Annotated in this window: 23 protein-coding genes; 10 read left to right on the top strand and 13 right to left on the bottom strand. The window is 36.7% G+C overall.

From position 1 onward, the window contains the following. Window positions 1–97 precede the first annotated feature (97 nt). Entirely contained in the window at window positions 98–1,375 is a 1,278-nt protein-coding gene (locus MHH81_RS07845) for an MFS transporter (RefSeq protein ID WP_340919785.1), read from the top strand. A 1,021-nt stretch (window positions 1,376–2,396) separates the two neighbouring features. On the opposite strand, the gene MHH81_RS07840 is transcribed toward MHH81_RS07845, so the two are convergent. Both MHH81_RS07840 and MHH81_RS07835 read right to left on the bottom strand, forming a co-directional pair. Next, window positions 2,397–2,879: a PaaI family thioesterase gene (locus MHH81_RS07840; protein ID WP_340919782.1), complete on the bottom strand. Its 483-nt coding sequence runs from the start codon at window positions 2,877–2,879 to the stop codon at window positions 2,397–2,399. A gap of 70 nt (window positions 2,880–2,949) precedes the next feature. After that, window positions 2,950–3,729 (bottom strand): carbon-nitrogen family hydrolase, encoded by a 780-nt coding sequence (locus MHH81_RS07835; protein ID WP_340919780.1) that lies wholly within the window; start codon window positions 3,727–3,729, stop codon window positions 2,950–2,952. An 85-nt stretch (window positions 3,730–3,814) separates the two neighbouring features. Between MHH81_RS07835 and MHH81_RS07830 the strand changes: the two genes are divergently transcribed. Continuing rightward, a complete protein-coding gene (locus MHH81_RS07830; RefSeq protein WP_340919778.1) occupies window positions 3,815–4,978 on the top strand; it encodes a pyridoxal phosphate-dependent aminotransferase in 1,164 nt (387 codons plus the stop codon). Between the two features lie 301 nt (window positions 4,979–5,279). Here the strand turns inward: MHH81_RS07830 and MHH81_RS07825 are convergent, their stop codons facing one another. Continuing rightward, window positions 5,280–6,173, bottom strand: coding sequence for a manganese catalase family protein (locus tag MHH81_RS07825; RefSeq protein WP_340919776.1), 894 nt, complete (start codon window positions 6,171–6,173; stop codon window positions 5,280–5,282). Between the two features lie 20 nt (window positions 6,174–6,193). Further along, window positions 6,194–6,424 (bottom strand): YuzF family protein, encoded by a 231-nt coding sequence (locus MHH81_RS07820; protein WP_340919774.1) that lies wholly within the window; start codon window positions 6,422–6,424, stop codon window positions 6,194–6,196. A 107-nt stretch (window positions 6,425–6,531) separates the two neighbouring features. Here MHH81_RS07820 and MHH81_RS07815 point away from each other — a divergent pair, with 107 nt between their 5' ends. The 4 genes from MHH81_RS07815 (at window position 6,532) to MHH81_RS07800 (ending at window position 9,290) form a co-directional block, all read left to right on the top strand. Next, window positions 6,532–7,089 carry a DUF1273 domain-containing protein gene (locus tag MHH81_RS07815; RefSeq protein ID WP_340919772.1) on the top strand — a complete coding sequence of 186 codons (558 nt, stop codon included), beginning with the start codon at window positions 6,532–6,534 and terminating at the stop codon, window positions 7,087–7,089. Beyond that, window positions 7,082–7,666 (top strand): branched-chain amino acid aminotransferase, encoded by a 585-nt coding sequence (locus MHH81_RS07810; protein WP_340919770.1) that lies wholly within the window; start codon window positions 7,082–7,084, stop codon window positions 7,664–7,666. Before MHH81_RS07815 ends, MHH81_RS07810 begins: the two co-directional genes overlap by 8 nt. A 270-nt stretch (window positions 7,667–7,936) precedes the next feature. After that, complete coding sequence (locus tag MHH81_RS07805; protein WP_340925181.1) at window positions 7,937–8,527, top strand: spore coat protein; 591 nt, start codon at window positions 7,937–7,939, stop codon at window positions 8,525–8,527. Window positions 8,528–8,630: 103 nt separating this feature from the next. Further along, window positions 8,631–9,290 carry an HAD family hydrolase gene (locus MHH81_RS07800; protein ID WP_340919768.1) on the top strand — a complete coding sequence of 220 codons (660 nt, stop codon included), beginning with the start codon at window positions 8,631–8,633 and terminating at the stop codon, window positions 9,288–9,290. Between the two features lie 283 nt (window positions 9,291–9,573). Here the strand turns inward: MHH81_RS07800 and MHH81_RS07795 are convergent, their stop codons facing one another. After that, window positions 9,574–9,795 (bottom strand): hypothetical protein, encoded by a 222-nt coding sequence (locus MHH81_RS07795; protein WP_340919766.1) that lies wholly within the window; start codon window positions 9,793–9,795, stop codon window positions 9,574–9,576. 244 nt (window positions 9,796–10,039) lie between these two features. Between MHH81_RS07795 and MHH81_RS07790 the strand changes: the two genes are divergently transcribed. After that, a complete protein-coding gene (locus tag MHH81_RS07790) occupies window positions 10,040–10,225 on the top strand; it encodes a hypothetical protein (RefSeq protein ID WP_340919764.1) in 186 nt (61 codons plus the stop codon). 177 nt (window positions 10,226–10,402) lie between these two features. Here the strand turns inward: MHH81_RS07790 and MHH81_RS07785 are convergent, their stop codons facing one another. The 4 genes from MHH81_RS07785 to MHH81_RS07770 form a co-directional block, all read right to left on the bottom strand. Further along, window positions 10,403–10,852: a GyrI-like domain-containing protein gene (locus MHH81_RS07785; protein ID WP_340919763.1), complete on the bottom strand. Its 450-nt coding sequence runs from the start codon at window positions 10,850–10,852 to the stop codon at window positions 10,403–10,405. A gap of 261 nt (window positions 10,853–11,113) precedes the next feature. Next, a complete protein-coding gene (locus MHH81_RS07780) occupies window positions 11,114–11,596 on the bottom strand; it encodes an NUDIX hydrolase (RefSeq protein WP_340919761.1) in 483 nt (160 codons plus the stop codon). 81 nt (window positions 11,597–11,677) lie between these two features. Then, the gene (locus MHH81_RS07775) at window positions 11,678–12,169 is read right to left on the bottom strand and encodes a hypothetical protein (protein ID WP_340919759.1); all 492 of its coding nucleotides are present in this window, start codon (window positions 12,167–12,169) and stop codon (window positions 11,678–11,680) included. Between the two features lie 117 nt (window positions 12,170–12,286). Further along, window positions 12,287–12,904 (bottom strand): NUDIX hydrolase, encoded by a 618-nt coding sequence (locus tag MHH81_RS07770; RefSeq protein ID WP_340919757.1) that lies wholly within the window; start codon window positions 12,902–12,904, stop codon window positions 12,287–12,289. A gap of 720 nt (window positions 12,905–13,624) precedes the next feature. On the opposite strand from MHH81_RS07770, the gene MHH81_RS07765 reads away from it, so the two are divergent. Together MHH81_RS07765 and MHH81_RS07760 are read left to right on the top strand one after the other, a co-directional pair. After that, the gene (locus tag MHH81_RS07765; RefSeq protein WP_340919755.1) at window positions 13,625–13,768 is read left to right on the top strand and encodes a YjcZ family sporulation protein; all 144 of its coding nucleotides are present in this window, start codon (window positions 13,625–13,627) and stop codon (window positions 13,766–13,768) included. A 325-nt stretch (window positions 13,769–14,093) separates the two neighbouring features. Beyond that, window positions 14,094–14,270 carry a hypothetical protein gene (locus tag MHH81_RS07760; protein ID WP_340919753.1) on the top strand — a complete coding sequence of 59 codons (177 nt, stop codon included), beginning with the start codon at window positions 14,094–14,096 and terminating at the stop codon, window positions 14,268–14,270. Between the two features lie 401 nt (window positions 14,271–14,671). Here MHH81_RS07760 and hisF read toward each other — a convergent pair whose 3' ends face one another. The 4 genes from hisF to gltB form a co-directional block, all read right to left on the bottom strand. After that, complete coding sequence (hisF, locus tag MHH81_RS07755; RefSeq protein ID WP_340919751.1) at window positions 14,672–15,442, bottom strand: imidazole glycerol phosphate synthase subunit HisF; 771 nt, start codon at window positions 15,440–15,442, stop codon at window positions 14,672–14,674. Then, the gene (gene hisH, locus MHH81_RS07750) at window positions 15,435–16,055 is read right to left on the bottom strand and encodes an imidazole glycerol phosphate synthase subunit HisH (RefSeq protein ID WP_340919750.1); all 621 of its coding nucleotides are present in this window, start codon (window positions 16,053–16,055) and stop codon (window positions 15,435–15,437) included. Before hisH ends, hisF begins: the two co-directional genes overlap by 8 nt. 92 nt (window positions 16,056–16,147) lie before the next feature. Further along, the gene (locus MHH81_RS07745; RefSeq protein WP_340919748.1) at window positions 16,148–17,632 is read right to left on the bottom strand and encodes a glutamate synthase subunit beta; all 1,485 of its coding nucleotides are present in this window, start codon (window positions 17,630–17,632) and stop codon (window positions 16,148–16,150) included. 102 nt (window positions 17,633–17,734) lie between these two features. Further along, a complete protein-coding gene (gene gltB / locus MHH81_RS07740) occupies window positions 17,735–22,264 on the bottom strand; it encodes a glutamate synthase large subunit (protein WP_340919746.1) in 4,530 nt (1,509 codons plus the stop codon). A 120-nt stretch (window positions 22,265–22,384) separates the two neighbouring features. Between gltB and MHH81_RS07735 the strand changes: the two genes are divergently transcribed. Then, complete coding sequence (locus MHH81_RS07735) at window positions 22,385–23,287, top strand: LysR family transcriptional regulator (protein ID WP_340919744.1); 903 nt, start codon at window positions 22,385–22,387, stop codon at window positions 23,285–23,287. The last annotated feature ends 46 nt before the right edge of the window (window positions 23,288–23,333 follow it).

Below are 23,333 nucleotides of genomic sequence, written 5' to 3'. Positions count from 1 at the left end.
GCGATTGTAAAATTGATGCAAAATTTCTATTTTCTTCACTTTACATGATTAGAATCATGTACAATATGAGGTAAGCTGAAAGGGGGATATTAGATAGATGAAAAAGTTTACAAAACAAGAAAACAGCTGGGCACTATATGATTGGGCCAGTTCTGCGTACACCTTGACCATTACAACTGCAGTCTTTCCGTTATTTTATAAAGCATCTGCAACTGATGCTGGTGTTAGTGGTGCTAATTCAACTGCTTATTTAGGATATACAATTGCCATTTTTACATTCATATTAGCGTTATTAGGACCTATTTTAGGAACTATTGCAGATTATCGAGGTATGAAGAAAAAATTCTTTACTTTCTTCTTTGTTTTAGGGGTAACATTTACTGCTATGCTTGCATTTGTTCCATATGATAATTGGCTCTTATTATTAATTTGTTATACCGTTGCAGCACTTGGAGCTACGGGCTCCAATGTTTTTTATGACGGATTCATAGTAGATGTCACAACGAATGAACGCATGCATCGTGTTTCTGCTCGTGGTTATGGACTAGGATATATCGGTAGTACAATTCCATTTTTAATTAGTATTATTATTATTTTGCTAGCAGGTAAAGAGATCATTCCGTTGTCTAGTATAAATGCGAGTCGGATAGCCTTTCTAATTACAGCTGCATGGTGGGTAGTATTCTCTATACCGATGTTCAAGCACGTTCATCAGGTACATTTTATTGAGCGTGAAAGTAATCCAGTCATTCAAAGCTTTAAGCGTTTAGGGAAAACATTTAAAGAAATTCGTCAATATCGTACTTTATTTATGTTTTTATTAGCATATTTCTTTTATATCGATGGCGTTGGTACGATTATCTCCATGTCGACAGCTTATGGTTCTGATTTAGGATTAAGTGCTACTAGCTTATTAATCGTTCTTTTTGTAACGCAAGTAGTAGCTGCTCCATTTGCTTTTTTATATGGAAAACTTGCAAGTAAGTTTTCCGAAAAGAAAATGCTTTACGTTGGAATATTCGTTTATATCATTGTTTGTACGTATGCTTATTTCTTAGAAACGATTGTTGATTTTTGGATTTTAGCAATGCTTGTAGCTACATCTCAAGGTGGGATACAAGCTTTAAGTAGATCATACTTCGGGAAATTAGTCCCAAAAGAAAATTCCAATGAGTTTTTTGGTTTCTATAATATATTTGGGAAATTTGCTTCCATCTTAGGGCCAATACTTGTTGCTTTAACTGCACAAATTACTGGTAAATCCTCTTATGGAGTTTTTAGTTTAGTAATCTTATTTATCATAGGATTTATTATTTTATCAAAGGTTCCTGAACCTACAGAAGCCGCTCCAGTGGATGAAGTGGCAGCGTCTTAAGATAAAAGTGAAAAGTATGCCTGAGAGAACTAAGTGTCTCAGACATGCTTTTTTTACTTGGCACTATTAAACTAGATTGTTGTTGATACGTAGAATCCACTTGCTTTCCGCGGGCGAACCAACAAGCCTCCTCGGCGCGGAGGGCACTTAAAAAGTCCACCGAAAAAAGGGAATTACTTTTTCCATGTTGATTTCCGTTACAGGCGGACGCTTTCCGCCGGCATGGCTTCAGCCCCTTCCCTCGCTACGCTCAGTCCAGGGTCTTCAGCTCATGCTATTCCGGCTGGAGTCGCCACCTTCCTCTCCAATCAACTAGCATCGGCCTATTCTTCTAAAAACCTTCTTCTATTTATTTCTTTTAAGGAGCAATCACAACTTTTCATTTATTATAGAGAGACTAACTAATGAAGGTGTGCTTAATGATTTCCAACCAAGAAACCCTAAATTTAAACCCATTCATACAGATTTATGATTTGGTCGTTCCAAAAGATAATATACTTTGTCAAAAAACGAATTGGTAGACTTCTCCTTCGTTTTAGGAAATTTATGATGTATCCGATGTGAATTTAATAGAACTGTCAAGAAAAACTAAACATTTTAAAAGAAAATGTAGACGATTTCCATGAACACTTATCCCTTTCCTATTCAACAGATAACGAAGCTCGCATTGGTCATAAAACGGCGGATTTTTCTTTCTTTGGATATTAAACAAATTGAATAATGGCCACAGCTATAGAAGCTTTTAAACAAAAAAGAGCAAGAATAAGTAAAAATAATAAGGCCCTTTTTGTTCAATAACGAACAAAAAGGGCCTTATTTTTCATTTAAAAAGATTCTGTGCCTGCAAGGTCTCTTTCCCGCAGGAGTCTACCGCAATTTATATGCTAAAAAACAACAGTAAAATATAAAAGCGCCTATTTCACCGAAAAGTACTAGAGTCTGGTTAGTTAATGAGTAGAGAAGTTTATACTTTCTTACTCTGTAAAAAAAACACAGGTAGATTCCCTGTGTCTCTTCTAATCTATTTATTTGTAAAAGATGCTGGCATTACTACTGCAATTACTTCCCCTTTTGCACAAAGCGTGCTACCTGCATAAACTTCCGTCGTAACTTTCCATTTCTTCGGATGAATTTCTTCTACATTTCCAATTGCTTTTAACTGCATTTTTTGTGGAGTTGGCTTAAGAAAATCGACATGAAGGGAGCCTGTGACAAAACGTGGTGGTACTTCCCCACTACCTGGCTCAAATCCGTTTTTTCGATGCAGAGCAAGAGCAGCAGAACCTGTTCCGTGACAATCAACTAATGCCCCAATTAATCCACCATACACAAATCCTGGTATCGCAATATGTTCTTCTTTCGGATGATACACAGTCTCCGTCTGGTTTCCATTCCAGTACGTTCGTAAATGATAGCCTGCTTCATTTAATCGTCCACACCCGTAACACCAAGCAAAATCATCTGGATATTCATCTTGGATTGCAATCTTGTTTTCTACCATCATTTCTCCCCCTTTACAAAACCATACAAAAAAGCCTCCTGCACGTCAATGCAAAAGGAAATTTATGGTTTACTTACATGTATAATTTTTCTCTTCGATCTTGGAAAACAGAAATCCTTTGTCTTACTTTTTCCACTTCTTCGATTTCTATTTCGACTATTTCTATTGTTTCCTCATTATCCCCTGTCCATAGTAACTCTCCCCATGGACCGATAACCATTGAGTTTCCGTTAAACGAATTATTTGGATCTTCCCCTACACGATTGATTCCTACAATGAAGCATTGATTTTCAATAGCTCTAGCTTGAAGTAGTATTTTCCAATGATCAATTCGTTTATCTGGCCATTGTGCTGGTACAAAAATGATTTTTGCTCCATTCAAGGAAAGAGCACGAAACCATTCTGGAAAACGTAAATCATAACAAATAACTCCACCCATTTGCACATCATTTAATGCAAAAATATTCTTTTCATTTCCTGCTTCCAAGTAAACATGCTCATCCATTAACTTAAATAAATGTGCCTTATCGTATTCTGCAACGATTTCTCCTTGTGTATTCGCGACATACATCGTATTGTAGAAGCCATTTCCTTTTTTAGTAGATACAGATCCACCAACTATATGAATATGTAGTTCTTTCGCAAGTTTTGACAAAAGGCTTTTCGTTTCGCTTCCTTCTTTATCAGCTATATCTTCTAGACGAGGTAAGTCATATGCTGTGTTCCACATTTCTGGTAACACAACCATCTCTGCTCCTTTTTCAGCTGCTTCCCGAATTTTTCTTTCAACCTTTTTAAAATTTTCTTTTGGTTCTCCAAACGCTATATCTAATTGAACACAAGCAATTTTCATTTCGACACCACCTATAGACATATTATTAAAAAGGTTATAAGATTTTACTAATATATGCAACTATTATGAAAAAGAGGTTTTATCCATGGAATTTTCTAATCGTTTAAAAAGTTTACCTACTCAATTTTTTGCAACACTCGTTCATAAAGTAGCAAATGCAGTCTCGGAAGGAAGAGACGTGATCAACTTAGGACAAGGAAATCCAGATCAACCTACTCCAGAGCATATTGTGAAAGCATTACAAGACGCTGCAACAAATCCTCAATCTCATAAATACTCGCCTTTTCGAGGAATTAATGAGTTAAAACAAGCTGCAGCTGATTTTTATGCTCGGGAATATCAGGTGGAAATAAACCCCAATACAGAAGTAGCGATCATGTTTGGAACTAAAATCGGATTAGTGGAATTACCATTAGCACTCATGAATGAAAATGAATTAATGCTTCTACCTGACCCAGGATATCCCGATTACTTATCTGGTGTTGGATTAGCTAATGTTCGATTTGATACAATGCCCCTTATAGAAGAAAATAATTATTTACCAGATTACAGTAGATTAACTGCGGAACAAAAAAACGCCGCAAAGTTAATGTATTTAAATTATCCAAACAACCCGACTGGGGCCACAGCTACGAAGGAGTTTTTCGAAGAAACTGTTGCGCTTGCAAAGGAATCTGATATTGCCATTGTGCATGATTTTGCGTACGGAGGAATTGGGTTTGATGGAAAAAAACCAGTTAGCTTTTTACAAACGGAAGGAGCAAAAGATGTTGGTGTAGAGATGTACACTCTTTCCAAAACCTACAATATGGCCGGGTGGCGAGTAGGGTTTGCAGTTGGAAATCCAACAATAATCGAAGCGATCAATCTTATCCAAGATCATTTATTCGTAAGTCTTTTCCCAGCAGTTCAATCTGCAGCTGCTGCAGCGCTTAATGCGAACCAGCAATGTGTAGACGAATTAGTTTCGTTGTATGAAGGAAGAAGAAATGCATTAGTAAAATCTTGCATGAAGATAGGTTGGGATGTGAAAGCACCAAAAGGGTCGTTTTTTGCATGGTTACCTGTACCTATTGGCTATACAAGCGAAGCCTTCGCAGATTTACTTCTAGATAAAGCAAACGTTGCGGTTGCTGCTGGAAATGGTTTTGGTACATATGGTGAAGGATATGTACGTGTTGGTTTATTAGTAAGTGAGGATCGTTTGATAGAAGCGATTGAAAGAATAGAAAAGCTCCATTTATTTTAATATTTAACTCTGTTAAATTAGGTTGTTGTTTTTTAGAAGAATATGTATTGTGACGAAAATCCGCGAGACTCCTGGAGGAAAACGGCCTGACAAGACCCCTGCAACGAGGTTAAAGGAACAAATCATACATGCGCCACATCCATGTGGCAACGGATTGGTTATCAACAAGCCTGTTCCCCGTGTAGGCTTGGCAGTTCATTCGCAGAAAGCGAGCGGATTTTCGTACATAACAACATAATTGTTTAACAAATCCTGACATTTAAGAGGCTTTCCATAGTTGGACAGCCCCCTTTCATGCGCTCTACATATTTGCCAGTAAACGTTTCGCTATCGCTTCAAACTCTTCCGGTCCAATACCCGGAGCAAATTCTTCTGGAAGTGAATCTAAATTTGGAATAGCATATCCCTTTGGACTTCCCTCTTTTACAATAAGCTGCTCGCCACTTGTTGGGTTCGTACCTTTCCAAATTTGGTTAATGTCTTTATAATCCCCGACATAATTCCACGTAAATAGGACATTACCATACCCAAGATCTTCATACTTTCGAGCCTGATCAAATGCTCGATTATCTAAGTTTGGAATTGGTAGCATCTTTGTTACATCTACGCCAGTTGCCATTTCAATTGCCTTGGCATATGCAAGAACATGCGTACCTCCACGAACGAGTAAATATCCAATCAATTCTCTTGCGGTTGGATGATCGGTCATCTCATACACACGCATTTTATGCGTTCTTGCACCGCATTCTAAGAAGAAATTATGAAGTAAATCCAACACTAAATTCCCACTCGAGAACACGTAGTCTCCTCGCCATGGATTTCCCATAGAATCCCCTGCCAATGAAGTTTGGGCATTCGCAATAAACGCATATGTGTTTCGTTTATCTTTTGCAGCCTGTAGAGGTGTAATATCTGGATCACCTGTAAAGCTCGTGTTTTTTTGTAGTAAATTAATAGTATTTGAAACTAACTCAACATGTCCGAATTCCTCTGCTGTAATACTAGCTACAAGGTCATAAAATGGTTTCAGTTTCGTTTTTTCACGAAAGTTAAACGACTGATACATATAGTTATTTAACGTAGACATTTCACCAAATTTACCACCTAATAGTTCCTGAACAGCAGCAGCAGCATTCGCATCTCCGTACTCTAGATTGGGCAGTTCAATTAACAATTTATTTATCCGATTAAACAATCAACCATTTCCTCTCATTTTTATTTAGCTGGAGTAATCCAAACAATTTGCTGTGTTCGAATATAAAACGGCACACCACTAACTTCTAAAACGAGGTGATCTGGAGCAACTAGCGATAGTTTACCTTGTAATGTACTTTTAGTCGTTTGAATAGCAATATTTTTTCCTAATAAGCTATTAGCCGCTTGATACACATGCCCTTCGAAGTTACTAACAAATTCCACATTAGATTGTGGCTGTTCATTCAACATGTATCCATCCCTTCTTTGCAATCGCACTAGTTTATGAGAAGATGTTTCATATGGATACAAAAACGTGCTAAGATAACATATAAAGGCAACTAAAGAAGGTAGAGAATATGGTCAAACGGCTGGTAGTAACAGGCTATAAAGCACATGAACTTGGCATATTTAACGATAGCCATCCTGGGATTGCAATTATAAAAAAAGCGCTTGAAAATCAACTACGTTTATTAATAGATGATGGACTGGAATGGATCATTTTAAGCGGCCAGCAAGGCGTCGAAACCTGGACAGCCGAGCTTATTTTACAGATGAAAAAAGAATTCCCAGAAATAAAGTATGCCATTATTACACCTTTTCTGGAACAAGAAAAAAATTGGAATGAGCAAAAACAAGCAAATTATCAAAGCCTTTTAGTACAAGCTGACTTTCAAACTAGTGTTACGAAAAAGCCATATGAGGCACCATGGCAATTTATTGAAAAAAATAAATTTGTGTTACGAAATTCGGATGGTATACTCATTGTCTACGATGAAGAAAATGAAGGATCTCCGAAGTTTATAAAAAAATTAGCTGAACAATATGCAGAAAATAACGATTATGCATTATTTATTATCGACGCATACGATTTACAAACGATCGCAGAAGAAGAAAGGAACGATTACATTGATTAAAAAGAAATTATCCCAGAAAATTACAGAGGCAACTGATCAACAACTTACATTAACAACAGAAGAAAAGGATTATGCAATACAGCATCAATTACTTTCAGAAACAGCGAACATAGTTATAATAGAAAAAGAACAGCTATTTACAAATGCGATCATTGAACGCTTTGATAAAGAAACAGAAGAGCTTATTTCTAAAGACAGCTATTCATTTCTTCAAACACCATTAGTTCATTTCAAGGAAAAATTAAATGAGTTTCTGTACTTGGAGTCTCCTAGTTTTGATGTTATTGGTGTAGATGCAATTGCAGTAGAGTATGATGAAGTATTTGAAGTTTATACAGCAATGTTTGGTTTAGCAGTTCAAAAGAAATTTGGACCTGCAATGAAAGACTATTTAGATGAACATTTTCACGCGGATAATATGAATTATAGTGTAATGTTCGCTGGAAATGATGGACTATGGGAAGTCAATTTACCTTTAAATTACATCGATCAATTCAATGAAAACTTTACAATAGAAGAAGCATACGTCTTTTTATATAGTTTCATCTTTTCACTTGTATCAACAATCGAAAATTAATAGTATTATTCGAACAGTCATGAATTCCATTCATGATTGTTTTTTTATGCCTAATGGATTCACACGTAAATTTTAATTTATTTCATATTTAATTCATATTTATTTCAGGTGCCTGGCACTTGTAACATACTTATTACAAGTGCCAGAAATACCCATGTATTTAGCACGTTGAAGTGTTCAAACTAACTAGGATGTCTAACACATCATACTTAAAGGAGGAAAAATGAATTGAATCAAAACACATATGGTCAAAATCAAACGCATCAAAATATGCAAACTGGAAGTGTCTCTCAACAAATGAATCATGGAGCGCATGAATTATTTGATGTACACGAGGTTTTAAATTCTATGATCGCTGGAATAAATCTTAAAACAATTCTTCGTCCCCATGTAAAGGACCAGGAACTGCTAAATATTTTAGATCGACAATATGCATTTTCATTAGATGAATACAATATTACAGTGGAATCCTTTAAAACTGGGCAAGATCCATCCCACCCAACTACTTCTTATAAAATGCAAACTGGTAACGATTTTGTTTATGGGGTGAAGCCATCACAACCGAAAAAGCCTATACAAAGTGCCAATGAAATTTCAGATGAAATGATCTCTGGTTATTTACTTGGATCGGCCAAAACTTCTGCAACGGCCAAAACGTCTGCAGCATTAGAAACTACAAACCCGGTTGTAAGAAGAGTACTTGCAGACTCCATTCCAAACTGTATTGAAATGGCCTATGAGCTCTCCATTTACCAAAACAAACATCACTACTACCAAGTACCACAATTGGATCAGCAAACTTCACAAGAAATGTTAAACTCTTATGCAACGGCACAAGGACCAATGTATAAAGTACAATAACCTGTCTCGCCTCTTTTTAGGGGCGAGTTTTTATTGTTAATCCAAAGAAATCACGTATAATTTAAACTAAGCGTTCATTTAGGAAAGAAAAGGTGAAAAAATTATGCGTGTAGCAATTTTCGATTTCGATGGTACCTTATATGCGGAAGAAACATTCAAACTCTTGATGAACCATTTGAAAGAACATCCCATTTATAAATCTAGGTACAAGCGGTTTTACAGATCCATTGTTCCACCTTATATTGCGAATAAATTAAAACTTTATCCAAATTCAAAGATGAAAGAACGATCTATGCAATTATACTTAGAGGCTTTTGAAGGACGTTCTAAAACGGAAATGAACGTTTATTTTGAGGAACTAAAGGTAATTATGCAAAAAGACTTTAATTCTCAAGTTCTTGAGAGACTAAAACAACATCAACAAGATGACATACATATATTACTCGTTTCAGGTGCTTACACACAGTTTCTTCAACGTGTGACGGAAGGAGTGTCATTTCACCATATTATTGGAACGGATATTTCCTATAAAGAAAATAAAGTCGATACGAAAACACGAGTTAAACATGTGAATGGCACTAGAAAAACAGAAAGCCTTTTACAAGCATTAGAGGGTCAAGAAATTGATTGGGAAAATAGTTTTGCATATGGAGATAGCTACTCTGATTTACCGGTACTAGAGCTAGTCGGAAATCCTGTTGCCGTAAAGCCGGAGGAAAAACTTCGAAGTGTCGCAAAAGCACGTGGTTGGGAAATTATTTAAATCACAAATTTTGAAAATAGATATACTACAATAGAAAAGCGCAAATACCCTGGCCTCCGCTTAATCGTAATCGGTTCGCTTGAAGCCGAAAACATACGCTACGCCATAACCGAGTTGCTAGTATAGAGAGAAGTGATTCAGTCAATTCTCTCCATACTTTTTTCGGTAATCTTATTGCGGTTGTTTGTCTTTCGCTTCCCTACATTGTTCATGGTTTCGAATTAAATTACACCCCTCATATCAAGATACAGCTCACTGATCGCAAACTATAGCCCCTTTTAACTTAAGAAGGGTTATTAAATTCTTTCTTCTGTTTCCTCCGGTGAAAAAAACGCCATATATAAAAGATAGTCCATGCTATTACTAACACTAACAATCGAACATACTGATATTTTTGTTCACCAGAAAATATAATGATGCTCCCTATAATAAACGTTGGTACCGCCAAATAAAACCCCATTCTTACTTCCTTGTTTTTAAAACTTAATTCAAATCGTTCACTCACATACTCCACCCCTTCTTTCTTTAACTAACCTGCTCCTTTAGCAATCCAAATTTAATTCAGCTTTTTTTTTGCTTTTTTTTTGCTTTTTTTGATAATACAAGCTATTTTATCTGAATTCCACCACTCTTCGGCATTAGGTATAGAAGAACCAAACGTGAGAGAACACTATTCATTTTTTAAGTATTCTTAGGTTCAACTTACCTTTCACTTGTTCATATAATGTACTGAGAGGAGGAGTAACAGAATGGATCGATTTATTCTTTTAATGTTAGCTTGTATATTAGCTGGTTTTGCATTATTAAAGGTTCCCTTAGCAGGTACTTTCTTAGCAGGTATAGAGCCAATAACTAACATAATCGGTATTTTAGCTATTGTAATTTTCTCTCTAATCCTAATATTTAAAGGTTTAGTGGCACTTGTGGGGAAATAAAAAGAAGTTATGATAAATTGCACCCCAATTTTTAGACAAAAAATCTAACGATTGGGGTTTTTTGTATGGTGAAATATACAAACGAATTTAGATTAAAGGCTGTTCATACCTACCTTGAGGAGGTTTCAACTAAAATTCCTGTAGTTGAAGAAGTTTAACTAACCTTTATGCGGAATTTTATATATGGATTGGTAAATAAATCTCAACTTCTTCCTCACCATTTTCCATAGGATGATAAGTCTCAACAATATAAGAATCTAGATTCCTTTTATAACCTTGTTCGTCTGACCATTTCATCAAATAGTTGTGTAAATTACCGATATTATTTATTCCTCCCCTAGTCGTGGCATAATTTTGGTCCATTTCAATATAATCCATCCCAACTGGAACTTCTGATAAACGCTCATTTACAATTAATCCTACAAAATAGTGGCCTTTCAAATGGTTTGCGTCCCTTTTAGGTTCGAAAAGAGCTATTTCTGTACCTGAACATTTTTTAATTTCCTCTTTACGAATTAGAATTTTATTTCCTAATTTTGGTACCTCAGTACCAAAATCAGCATAAACCCCACTACCTTTTATACCAACAACTCTAAAAAGTTTCTTAACCTTTTTACAATCCATCATTACCCCCCTAAAGACTTTATAAATTTGAATTCTCTTCCAATTAAGCGAATTCCTTCTTTTGGATTCTTTTCTTATTAAATTAAACTTTTAACTAATCTTACGCGAAATAAAAAAACACTGCTAAAAGCAATGCTAATTTGTACTTTAATATTGTGTTATTTACCTTGTTGTTTAATGTTTTGTACCACTTAACTGAAAAGGTTACCTTAAAAGTGACCTCTTCGCATTACCTAATGGTAGATTGGGAGGAACTAATTATTTCTATATAGTTCTGTTCAACTTCAATTCAAAGTTTTGTTTCGTTATATATTCCATATAATTAATATTTCCGTTAAACTCCAAATATGCTTGATATCGTGTACGGATAGCTGGTGCCGTAACTAAATCAAGGACTTCATCCTTTGCAACCCATCGACTTTCTGATGTTTCCTCTGAAGTACTCAATTCTCCACTCACAGGCTTGCATACATAATCCATCATTAATTTGGTAGGAACATCCGTTACATCGTCATACCATTTATGAATTCCTGTATTCGAATAAACACCTATCAAGTTAGATACAATTATATCTATTCCACTTTCTTCTTTTACTTCTCTAATTAAAGCATTTATAAGGTTTTCACCTACTTCCACTTGCCCACCTGGATAAACCCATCCACCATGTTGTGTCTTCACTAATAGAATTTCCCCTTGTTCATTTTCTACAATTCCACCTACCGCAACTATATGTGTTGGCATTGCCATTCAAATTACCTCCATGGTTTCATCTTTCATCTTTGATTTTTTAATGAAACTACCTAGAAATAAATCATTTGAATATGATTCTTAAGCATTTTGCTTAATCATTTCTTCTACATAATTTAGGAAATTAGGATATGAGCAGCTTTCTTCCAAGAATTGAGCAACCACAGATAGAGGTAATATAACTAGATCTCTCTTTTTAGAGTAAAGAACCGCCTCTGTTTTAATCGCTCTTTGCAAACCATCTAGTTTGGAAGAATATAGATAAACAGAATCAAACTCATACCATAAAAAGTCCTGATTTAGATTAATTTTTATAACCTCACCAATATAGGCACCAATTCGAGACACGAAATTGTCAAAATGCTCATTTAACAAAGTTGTGCCCATTTCAGTAGTCATTAATCGTTTCGTGTACATATCTATATATCGAATGCTTTCGATAGAGAAATCTAACTTTTTCTTTGTAAGGTTCACTTGATCCCAGGCATCGTCTGAGACATCCTCATAAATTAGTTTTGCTCTCCCTTTTAAATCATCTTTTATTAATTTTTTTCTATTTAAGAATCCAAACATGTATGATATTACTCCTTCACCAATTGTCTATGTTAAACCTATACTAATCATATCTCCTTTCAAGCTTTAATAACCTCAATTTATTTGCTGAGAACTTCTGCTAGAGGACAAAAAGATTTAATCAAATATCGTTTCTTTTTTAGGATTCTCCAAGAATTCAAAAAGTGTTATTATTTGTGACTCTGTATTTCTATTAGTAGAAAGCGATGGCAAATTGTTTTTAGAAAAAAATTGTATCCCGCTCGTCTCAATCCCTGTAATTGGATTTCCTCCAATAATCTCACACTGTATAAATACTTTATAATAATGATAGGCTTCTGGAGGATGTGGGTGTTTATCCTTATCTAACAGAGCGAGCAATTTAATAGGAACTACATCATAACCAGATTCCTCTTGAATTTCTTTTACAATATTTTCAGAAGGTGATAAACCTATATCACAAAATCCACCAGGTAAAGCCCACCTATCATCAATAGTCTCCCTTACCATTAATACTTGATCATCTTTAAAAACTACTCCACGAACATCTACTTTGGGAGTTTGATAACCGGTTTCTTTTGTAAACAAATCATTAATCTTTTGCATCTCTAATCCCGTGTGGTCCTCCATAATTTCAGCACTAATAGTACGTAATTCTTCATAACGTTCGATATCATAAATGTCTTTTGAAAAAGCTAATCCCGATTGAGACAATGCTTGTATTCTTTTTGCCCATTCCAACCATTTATAACTCATTTGAAACACCAACTTTTTTAGATTTTTTTGAAAAGGTTTAATCAAATCACTTATATATTATTCAATCTAATTATATAAAAAGCCTATCATCTCATAAAAGACGATAGGCATATTCTACGTTTGCTTAATTTTCAATTTTTATAACTTTTATTCATTCTATTATTTATTCCAATAGAGGTCAATCTATATTTTACCATTTCTTACTAATTACGTTTCATAAACTAAAATCCGCCAATTTAACTCCCCAAGTTGCTATCTCTTTTTCCATAATCCAGCCTTACGATAAGTATTTTTTGCACCAATAGTATCCGGATTATAGCCTATCATGATGAATGGAATGTTTATGATTAACTTGCTGATTAAAATACGGCATTTATCACTTGTTGATTAAAGCGGCAGGCGGCGGTGATGTCTTGTCGCTCACCCCGCGGAAAGCGTCCGCCTATAGCGGAAATAAACTATACCTTATTCCGCAGAAAATATATATTTGAAAGTCTTTCACCCTTATGCCCGTTCATCAACAACGTCTCCCTTCTTCTTTCCTCTATTCTTAGCATAGAAATCTGTTACTGAATTCTTCTACCATTCCCCACCATTAGAAATCCAAAAAAATTTAAAAATTTAATCGCAATAGTCCAAGTCCATTTATATTAATGGCATAACATAACATTAAGGGTTGAATCTTTTAATCCTTAATCTCAAAATCGGAGGTGAATATATATGAGTGGATATGGTGGTGGCTATGGTGGTGACTATGGTGGTGGATCCTATAGCAATTGTGGAAACACTGGCTCAACCTTTGTATTAATTGTTGTATTGTTTATTTTACTTATCATCGTAGGAGCAACATTTATGAGTCACTAAGAGTTAATAAGAACAGCAGTAGTTTCATTCAGAAATACTTTTAATTAAAAGTTGGAAGTTCATTTTCTTTGAAGGATTAGAATCCTTCTTGTGGATATCCTTAAAATCATTGTTCTTTAAAGTCTATGTTGACAATTCTTGCTGAGTGTTTACTAATTTATATGTGTGGAAGAATATTCATATTTTTCATTTAATCGATTAGTAGCACGAATAATAAGAGCAATGGGCAGGAGCAAGAAATCCTGCCTATTGTTATGTATAATTGGAAAATTCGTCTATCACGGATTCAAAAATATGATCAAAAAAAATAGAAAGGAGAGATATAATGGAATCGTTTGTTAGGAGAAATATGGGAAGTCAGGTTATGGTAAGAGAAAGATCAGGTAGAAGACATGTTGGAATGATAGATGGGATTATCCCTGGAAGAGGCATGTTTGTTCGAAATCGCTTTAGAAGAATATTTTTGCCATTCTTCTTAATCGCAACTCTATTTTTAATTTAGGCTCTGTAAAACTAGTGTTGTTTTTTAGCAGAATATATTTTGTGACGAAAATCCACGAGACTCCTGCGGAAAAACGGACTGTCAAAAACCCGAAACGTGCTTGTAGGAACAAATCCTAAATTCGCCACATCCATGTGGCAACGGATTTGTGACCAACATCCTGTTGCCCCGAGGCTTGGCAGTTCGTCCGCGGAAAGCGAGTGGATTTTTGAGTGTAACAACATGCTCGTTTAACAGACCCTTCATATAAAATAAACCTAAATCGAGATATAAAATGCTCCAGGTAGTGAAGGGAATTTGTTTCTGAAGAGAAAAAAAAAATATCTTCGGAAGTATACATACTTTCGTGCAAAATAAAAGAAATCGCAAATAATTAGCGATTCCTTTTCACTGCTCGAAGGCTAGAGTCGAACATTGATTCTCTTATCTTGAAGGTAGGATTTGATTTCACCAATCGTATAGTCACCATAGTGAATCATAGATGCTACAAGAGCTGCGTCTGCTTGTCCTTTTGTAAATACTTCTTCGATATGCTCTAGTTTTCCTGCACCACCAGAAGCAATGATTGGCACATTAACTTTTTCAGAAAGTAGCTTGATCAGCTCTACATCATAACCATTTTTCATGCCATCTTTATGAATACTTGTACAGATAATTTCTCCTGCCCCAAGGTCTGTAGCTTGTTGCGCCCATTCCACTACATCCATTCCTGTTTTTTCATGACCGGAATGTGTGTATACTTCCCATCGAATGATTTCTTCTTCCTTATAAATAGGCATTGCATCTAATCCTAGAACGACACATTGTTTACCATAAATTTCAGCCGCTTCTCTCAAAAGTTCTGGCCTCTGTACCGCTGCTGAGTTTACGCCTACTTTATCAGCTCCAGCCCGAAGTAAATTTTTAAAATCATCCACGGTTCTTACTCCACCGATTACAGAAAAAGGGATATACACTTGTTCTGCAACTTTACGAATCCATTCGATTTTTAAATCTTGATTTTTCAAGGAAGCAGTTGTATCTAAATAAATTAACTCATCTGCTCCATCTTCCGTATACTTTTTACCAAGTTCAGCAGGATCTCCGATAATCGTTGGGTTTCGAAATTGTACATACTTAACTGCCTGGTCATTTAACACGTCTATCGCGGGTACAATTCTTTTTCTAAGCATGTGTTTGAACTCCTTGTTTACAGTAGTTATCTAATAACTGGATGCCGTATTTACCGCTTTTTTCTGGATGGAACTGTACACCCATCACTTGTACATTGCCAATAGCACAGGCAAAGTCGATTCCATAATTGGTGACTCCAAGTACATCCTTTTCTTCCGCAGGGTTTGCAAAATAAGAATGAACAAAATAGAAATCGGACTGATCTGGAATATCGTTGAATAAAAAATGCTGTTGAACGTCTTTCACTTGATTCCAGCCCATATGCGGAATTTTCTCGGACTCCATTTTAAATTCTGGAACCGTTCCTTTTAGAAAACCTAAGCACGGAACATTTCCTTCCTCACTTGTTTCCAAAAGAAGTTGCATCCCTAAACAAATCCCTAACAAAGGCATCCCTTTAGCGACCTCTTCCCTTAAATAATCGCTTATACCTGATTCATTTAACACATCCATTGCCACTTTTGCATTTCCTACACCAGGTAAGATTAATTTTGTAATCGAATCATCATGATCACTCGGTTTAGTAATTAGTTTTGTTTCATACCCTAATCGAGCAATTGCTTTCAACACACTATGTAAATTCCCTGCTCCATAATCTATAATGCCAATCATGCTCTTGCCTCCACCTTTAGTATGCTTTTATTATGACATCTATTGACGAAAAAAAAAACAAAAACTTTAGTACACTAGCATAGTAAAACCGGTCAAGGGGAAATGACCGGTGTTTTGCTTACATATTCATCTATCCGTTTTGCAACTTCTTGGCCTTCTTTAATTGCCCAAACGATCAAGCTTTGCCCTCTTCTTGCATCGCCTGCTGTGAAAATACCTTCTACGTTTGTTGCATAGTTTTTAGTAGAAGCGGATATTTTTTTGTTTACTACATTTATGCCAAATTGTTGGGCTAAGTTAGTTTCAGGCCCTTCAAATCCAATCGCTACAAATACAAATTGGGCTGGCCAAATTTTCTCCGTTCCTGGAATTTCTTTAAAAAAGTAAAATCCATCTTCTCCAAGTACTTTCTCCATATGAATAGTATGCAGTTCCTTTAGAGACCCATACTTATCCGAAACAATTTCTTTTGTTTGAATCAAATATTCTCGTGGATCTTTTCCAAATTTTGCATTCGCTTCTTCGTAGGCGTACTCTAATTTGAAAATATTTGGATCTGTTGGCCACTGATTGTCTTCTGCACGGCTAGCTGGAAGCTGTGGATGCTTCCCAAATTGAACTACACTTCGACAATTTTGGCGAATAGCTGTTGCCACACAGTCAGCCCCTGTGTCTCCACCACCAATTACGATCACATCTTTGCCTTTTGTATTAATAAATTGCCCATCCGCAAAATTGGAATCTAGTAAGCTTTTTGTCGTCGAACTTAAATAATCCATTGCTAAGTGCACACCCTTTGATTCGCTTCCTTTCAAATGAAGCTTCCGCTGCTTCTGTGCACCTATACATAAAATAACTGCATCGAAGTTTGATTTTAAGTCATCCACTGAAATAGCTATTCCAACTTCTGTATTCAAAATAAAATCAATACCTTCTTGCTGAAGTAAATGAATTCGACGTTCCACTACTTCTTTTTCTAGCTTCATATTGGGAATCCCATACATGAGAAGCCCTCCTGCTCGATCTGCTCGCTCATAAATAGTCACAGAATGACCCGCTTGGTTTAACTCATCTGCACTCGCAAGTCCAGCTGGCCCAGATCCAATTATGGCAATTTTTTTGCCTGTTCTTGCAGTTGGTATTCTTGGTGTAACCCAACCATTTTCAAATCCTTTATCAATTATTGTTCGCTCAATACTTTTAATCGATACGGCAGGGTCTGAAATAGCTAATGTACATGAACCTTCACAAGGTGCCGGGCAAACACGTCCTGTAAACTCCGGAAAATTATTCGTCATTGATAATCTTTCCAGTGCTTCTTGCCACTTGCCTTTATAAACTAAGTCGTTCCATTCTGGTATTAGATTATTAATTGGACAACCAGTAGTTGCTCCCCTTATTTCAATACCCATGTGACAAAAAGGAGTTCCACAGTCCATGCATCTAGCTCCTTGTTTTTGGAGCGCATCATCTGTCAATTTCGTCGCATACTCACCCCAATTTTTAATACGTTTGAGAGGAGCCTCTTCTTTTCCTTTTTCTCTTTTATACTCCATAAATCCAGTTGGTTTACCCATTTGCTACCCCTCCTTTCTTTATTTTGGCTCTTAAGCTACATGGTTGTTATTCTATAGAATCCGCTTGCTTTCCGCGGGATTCTATGCTAAAGAAAACAGCGCTTATTTTTTAATTAGATCTAATTGTTTTTTCTCTTGTTTAACCGATGCTGACAGAAATGCTTGCATTGCCGCCGCGGCGTCTGTTAAACCATCACGCTTAAAAGCTGCAATTTTATCAAGCATTGTTTTATAATCATTTGGCACAACTTTTACAAACTTCTCGACCATTTCTCCCCAATTATCTAATATATACATTGCTTTTGTGCTTTTTGTGTAATAATAATGATCCATTATTAATTGTCTAACCTCATGCTTTTCTTCTTTTAATTTGATTTGCTCAAAACCAATCATTTCTGCGTTGCACTTTTCTTTAAAGCCTTCTACATCCTCTACAAGTACATACGCAATTCCGCCAGACATTCCTGCACCGAAATTTTTTCCTACATCCCCCAAAATGACAGCGCGACCACCAGTCATATATTCACAGCCGTGATCTCCAATACCCTCTACTACAACATCTACTCCACTGTTTCGAACTGCAAATCTCTCCCCAGCACGTCCGTTGATAAATGCAGTTCCACTTGTTCCGCCGTAGAGTGCAACATTCCCAGCAATAACATTTTGTTCGGCTAATCCCTGAATAGGGGCAGTGACAACTAGTTTCCCACCAGATAACCCTTTCCCAAAATAGTCATTTACATCCCCTGTTACATACAATGACATCCCTTTAGGGACGAAAGCCCCAAAACTTTGACCTGCTGCACCTGTAAATCGAAGTGTGATGGTATCATCTGCCAATCCTCGAGCCCCATATTTTTTGGAAATTTCACTTCCAATGATCGTTCCTACTACACGATCTGTATTAGCAATTGGATATTCTAGTTCAATCTTTGTTTGGTTAATAATCGCTTTCTCTACTTTAGGCAGAAGCTCACGAAGGTCTAACGAATCTTCAATTTGATGGTTTTGAGCAATTTTTTTCGTACGTACTCCTTCTTGTTGGTACAGTAATGCAGTTAAATCTAATTGCTTTGCTTTCCAATGCTCTTTCGCGCGACTGCTTACTTCTAGAATATCTGTACGTCCAACCATTTCCTCTACAGTTCTAAATCCAAGTAGCGCCATATATTCCCGTACTTCTTCTGCGACAAATCTCATATAATTAACGACATAGTCCGCAGATCCCGTAAATTTATCACGAAGTTCTGGATTTTGAGTGGCAATACCAACCGGACAAGTATCCAGATGACAAGCACGCATCATCACACATCCTAAAACAATTAATGGTGCTGTAGCAAATCCATATTCCTCTGCTCCAAGTAATGCTGCCATAACTACATCTTTCCCCGTCATTAGCTTGCCGTCCGTTTCTAATACTACCCTGTCTCGAAGACCATTTAACATAAGTGTTTGATGAGCTTCAGCAAGTCCAAGCTCCCATGGAAGTCCCGTATGTTTAATACTCGTTTTCGGAGATGCTCCTGTTCCACCATCATATCCACTAATGACAATTACATCTGCTGCCCCTTTTGCTACTCCAGCAGCTATCGTGCCAACACCAGATTTCGCTACTAGTTTTACGCTAATTCTTGCGGTTCTGTTTGCGTTTTTTAAGTCATGAATTAGCTGCGCCATATCTTCAATGGAATAAATATCATGATGTGGAGGAGGGGAGATTAATCCAACCCCTGTTGTGGATCCACGAACATTAGCAACCCATGGATATACTTTATTGCCTGGTAATTGTCCACCCTCACCTGGTTTGGCACCTTGCGCCATCTTAATCTGCAATTCATTGGCTTGCACTAAATAATGACTATTTACTCCAAAACGTCCAGAAGCAATTTGTTTGACGGCACTTCTGCGATTGTCTCCATTCGCATCTAGTTCATATCGACCTGGGTGCTCTCCACCTTCTCCACTATTACTTTTTCCTCCAAGTCGATTCATAGCAATCGCAAGCGTTTCATGAGCTTCCTTACTTAAAGAACCAAATGACATCGCCCCTGTTTTAAAACGTTTGACAATCGAATCCACTGATTCTACCTTATCGAGTGGAATACGTTTCATTTCTTTTTTAAATGTCAGTAAGTTTCGTAAAAAGCCGAGTCGCTCTTCATTTGCCATTTCTGCATACTGTCTATATAGACCATAATCTCCTTTTCGAGTAGCCCATTGAAGTGTATGGATTGTTTTAGGATTAAAGGCGTGATGCTCACCAGTACTTCTCCACTGGAAATCGCTACCTGACTCAAGTGGACTTTGCGTGGAAGCAATAGCCTGAGCATGTCTTCGTTTCGCTTCTTCAGCAATAGTAGCTAAGTTGATTCCTCCTAATTGAGAAACGGTACCTGTGAAATATTGTTCTATCACTTCTTTACTAATACCAACTGCTTCAAAAATTTGGGCACCTCGGTAACTTTGAACAGTGGAAATCCCCATTTTCGACATTACTTTTACAACGCCATCTGCGATACCTTTACTATATTTTGTAACAGCGTCCTCATAACTACTTTCAATATGTCCATCTAGAATTGCTTCCGCTATCGTTGCATATGCGAGATAAGGATTGATAGCATCTACGCCAAATCCAATGAGTGCAGCGAATTGATGTACTTCTCTCACTTCCCCAGATTCCACTACTATACTTACCTTCGTGCGATTTCCTTTTCTCAGTAAATGTTGATGAAGATGACTTGCAGCTAATAAAACTGGTATTGTCACTTGCTTTTTATGGAGCATACGATCGGAAAGTATGATTAGAGATACTCCTTGTGCAATTAATTTATCTGCCTGTTCAGAAATATGTTGTAAATCAAATTCTAAATTTTCAGACATAGGTATAGGTAATACTTTACTTTGGAAAGAGGCATCTTTATACTGTTTTAATTGATTAAATTGTCCATTAGTCAAAATTGGTGTATTTAAAAAGATTCGCTTGCTATTTATTGAACTGGGTTGAAGTAAATCACCTTCAGCTCCTAAAAGAGTCATTGTCGACGTCACAATATGTTCTCGAATGGAGTCAATTGGTGGGTTCGTTACTTGTGCAAATAGTTGTTTGAAATAATTGAATAACGATTGAGGCCGATCTGACAATACAGCAAGTGGCGTATCATTCCCCATTGATCCAATCGGGTCTTTACCATCCAGTGCAATGGGCACCAAATATTTTTGTATATCCTCATATGTGTAACCAAATGCTTTTTGAAGGAATAGTAGATCTTCGATTGTTTCTACCTCTTCTTTTTCAACAGAAAGCGTTATTACATTTTCATCTAACCATTGTTGATATGGTTGAGCTTGCGCCATTTCAGATTTGATTTCCTCATCTGAAATGATGCGACCTTGCTCTAAATCCACAAGTAACATTCTTCCTGGACTTAATCGTTCTTTATATAAGATATTTACTTCTTCCACATCCACTACTCCAACTTCAGAGGAGAAAATAATATAATCATCTTTTGTTACATAATAGCGAGCTGGACGTAAACCGTTTCGATCTAAAATTGCGCCAATTTGTTTGCCATTTGTAAACGAAATAGCTGTCGGACCATCCCATGGCTCCATTAAGCTACTGTGATAGGCATAAAAAGCTTTTTTCTCCTCACTGATATGAGGATTTTCTGTCCAAGGCTCTGGGATAAGCATCATCGCAGTGTGCGCAGGAGTTCTTCCAGCTAGAACAAAAAATTCAAACGCGTTATCTAACATCGACGAATCACTGCCATCTGTATCGATAATCGGTAAAATTTTTGCTAAATCATTGCCAAAAGCTTCTGAAACAAATTGTTGTTCACGAGCTTTCATCCAGTTAATATTTCCACGTAATGTGTTAATTTCCCCATTGTGAACAATGTATCTGTTTGGATGGGCTCTCTCCCAGCTCGGAAATGTATTCGTACTATAACGTGAATGTACTAAGGAAAAAGCAGATGTAAATAATTCGTCTTGAAGGTCCACGTAAAAGAGGTCTACTTCCTTTGGAGTGAGCAATCCTTTATAAACAATCGTTTGACTGGAAAGACTTGCACAGTAGAATTTATTCGCTTCCTGAAAAGCCCAGTGCTCTACTTGTTTACGAATAACGTATAGTTTTCTTTCAAATGCTAGAGAGCTAGTATTCATGGATTTTATGAACACTTGTCGTACAACAGGTACTGTTTCTTTTGCTTTATCACTTAACACATTTGCGTTAATTGGCACTGTTCTCCAGCCAATTAGTTCCTGCCCTTCAGCAAGGATGGTATCATTTATTTTCTGTTCAATTGCTTCTCGTTCTTCGTTATTGTCCGTAAAAAATAGCATTCCTACGCCATAACTACCTTTCTCCGGTAAATCCCATTGCTTACATACAACACGGAAATAAACATCAGGGATTTGTACCATCAACCCGGCACCGTCACCGGTTTGGCCATCGCTTCCTCTTCCTGCTCGATGATCCAATCGACATAACATTTCTAAACCTTTTTTTACGATATCATGTGTTGCTATTCCTTTTATATGTGCATATAAACCTATCCCACACGCGTCATGTTCAAACGCTGGGTCGTACATGCCTTGTGCTTTCGGTAGTTGGTGAAATGTCATGTGAATCCCTCCATCTTCTAAAAAAGTGACTTAAGATTATTGTATGTTTGCAAAATAATATAAACAATATATAATTTGGATATAAATCATCTCATTTTGAGATAGATTAGGGGAGAGACTATGGAAATTCGGCAGTTAAGGTACTTTATGGAGGTAGCAGAACGTGAACACATTTCAGAAGCTGCGATCCATTTGCACGTTGCACAATCGGCTATAAGTCGGCAAATTGCCAATTTAGAAGCCGAACTCGGTGTTGAGCTATTTGAACGAGTAGGTAGGAATGTTAAGTTGACACCAATAGGGAAGATTTTTTTAGAGCATTGCACTTCTGCGTTACAGGCCATAGATTTTGCCAAGAATCAGGTTGATGAATATTTAAATCCTGAAAAAGGAACGATTAAGATCGGATTTCCAACGAGCTTGGCAGGTCATTTATTGCCAACTGTTATTTCTGCTTTTAAGAAAGAACACCCAAATGTCGCGTTTCATTTACGACAGGGTTCATACGATTTCTTAATAGATGCGGTTAAAAACAGGGAGTTGAATTTAGCATTCTTAGGACCTCTTCCAACAAAAGATGACTCCATTCATACAACTATTTTATTTACAGAAGATTTTTCAATACTTGTACCATCTAATCATCCATTTGCGAAAAGAAAGAGTATACCTTTAATTGATTTGAGAAATGAGGATTTCGTTTTATTCCCAGAGGGTTATGTGCTGCATAAACTTGCATTAGAAGCATGTAATTCAGTAGGATTTACACCAATGGTCTCATCAGAAGGAGAAGATATGGACGCTATCAAGGGTTTAGTTGCTGCAGGTCTAGGGGTAACTCTTTTACCGGAAAGCACTTTTTACGATTCTACCCCTAGATATACAGTGAAAATACCGATTGAGACACCTTCCATTCGAAGAACAGTAGGCCTCATTAGCCCCGTGACGCGAGACCTATCCCCATCGGAAAAAGTATTTCACAACTTCGCGGTGCAATTTTTCTCTATATTGGGGCAATATCAATAAAAAGACAGGCAATCGTGAGTTTCACGGTTGCCTGTCTTTTTTATAG

The organism is Psychrobacillus sp. FSL H8-0484, assembly GCF_038005325.1.
In the GTDB taxonomy this organism is placed as follows: domain Bacteria; phylum Bacillota; class Bacilli; order Bacillales_A; family Planococcaceae; genus Psychrobacillus.
The sequence above is the reverse complement of the archived record's forward strand: the minus strand, read 5'-3'. Positions and strand labels throughout refer to the sequence as shown.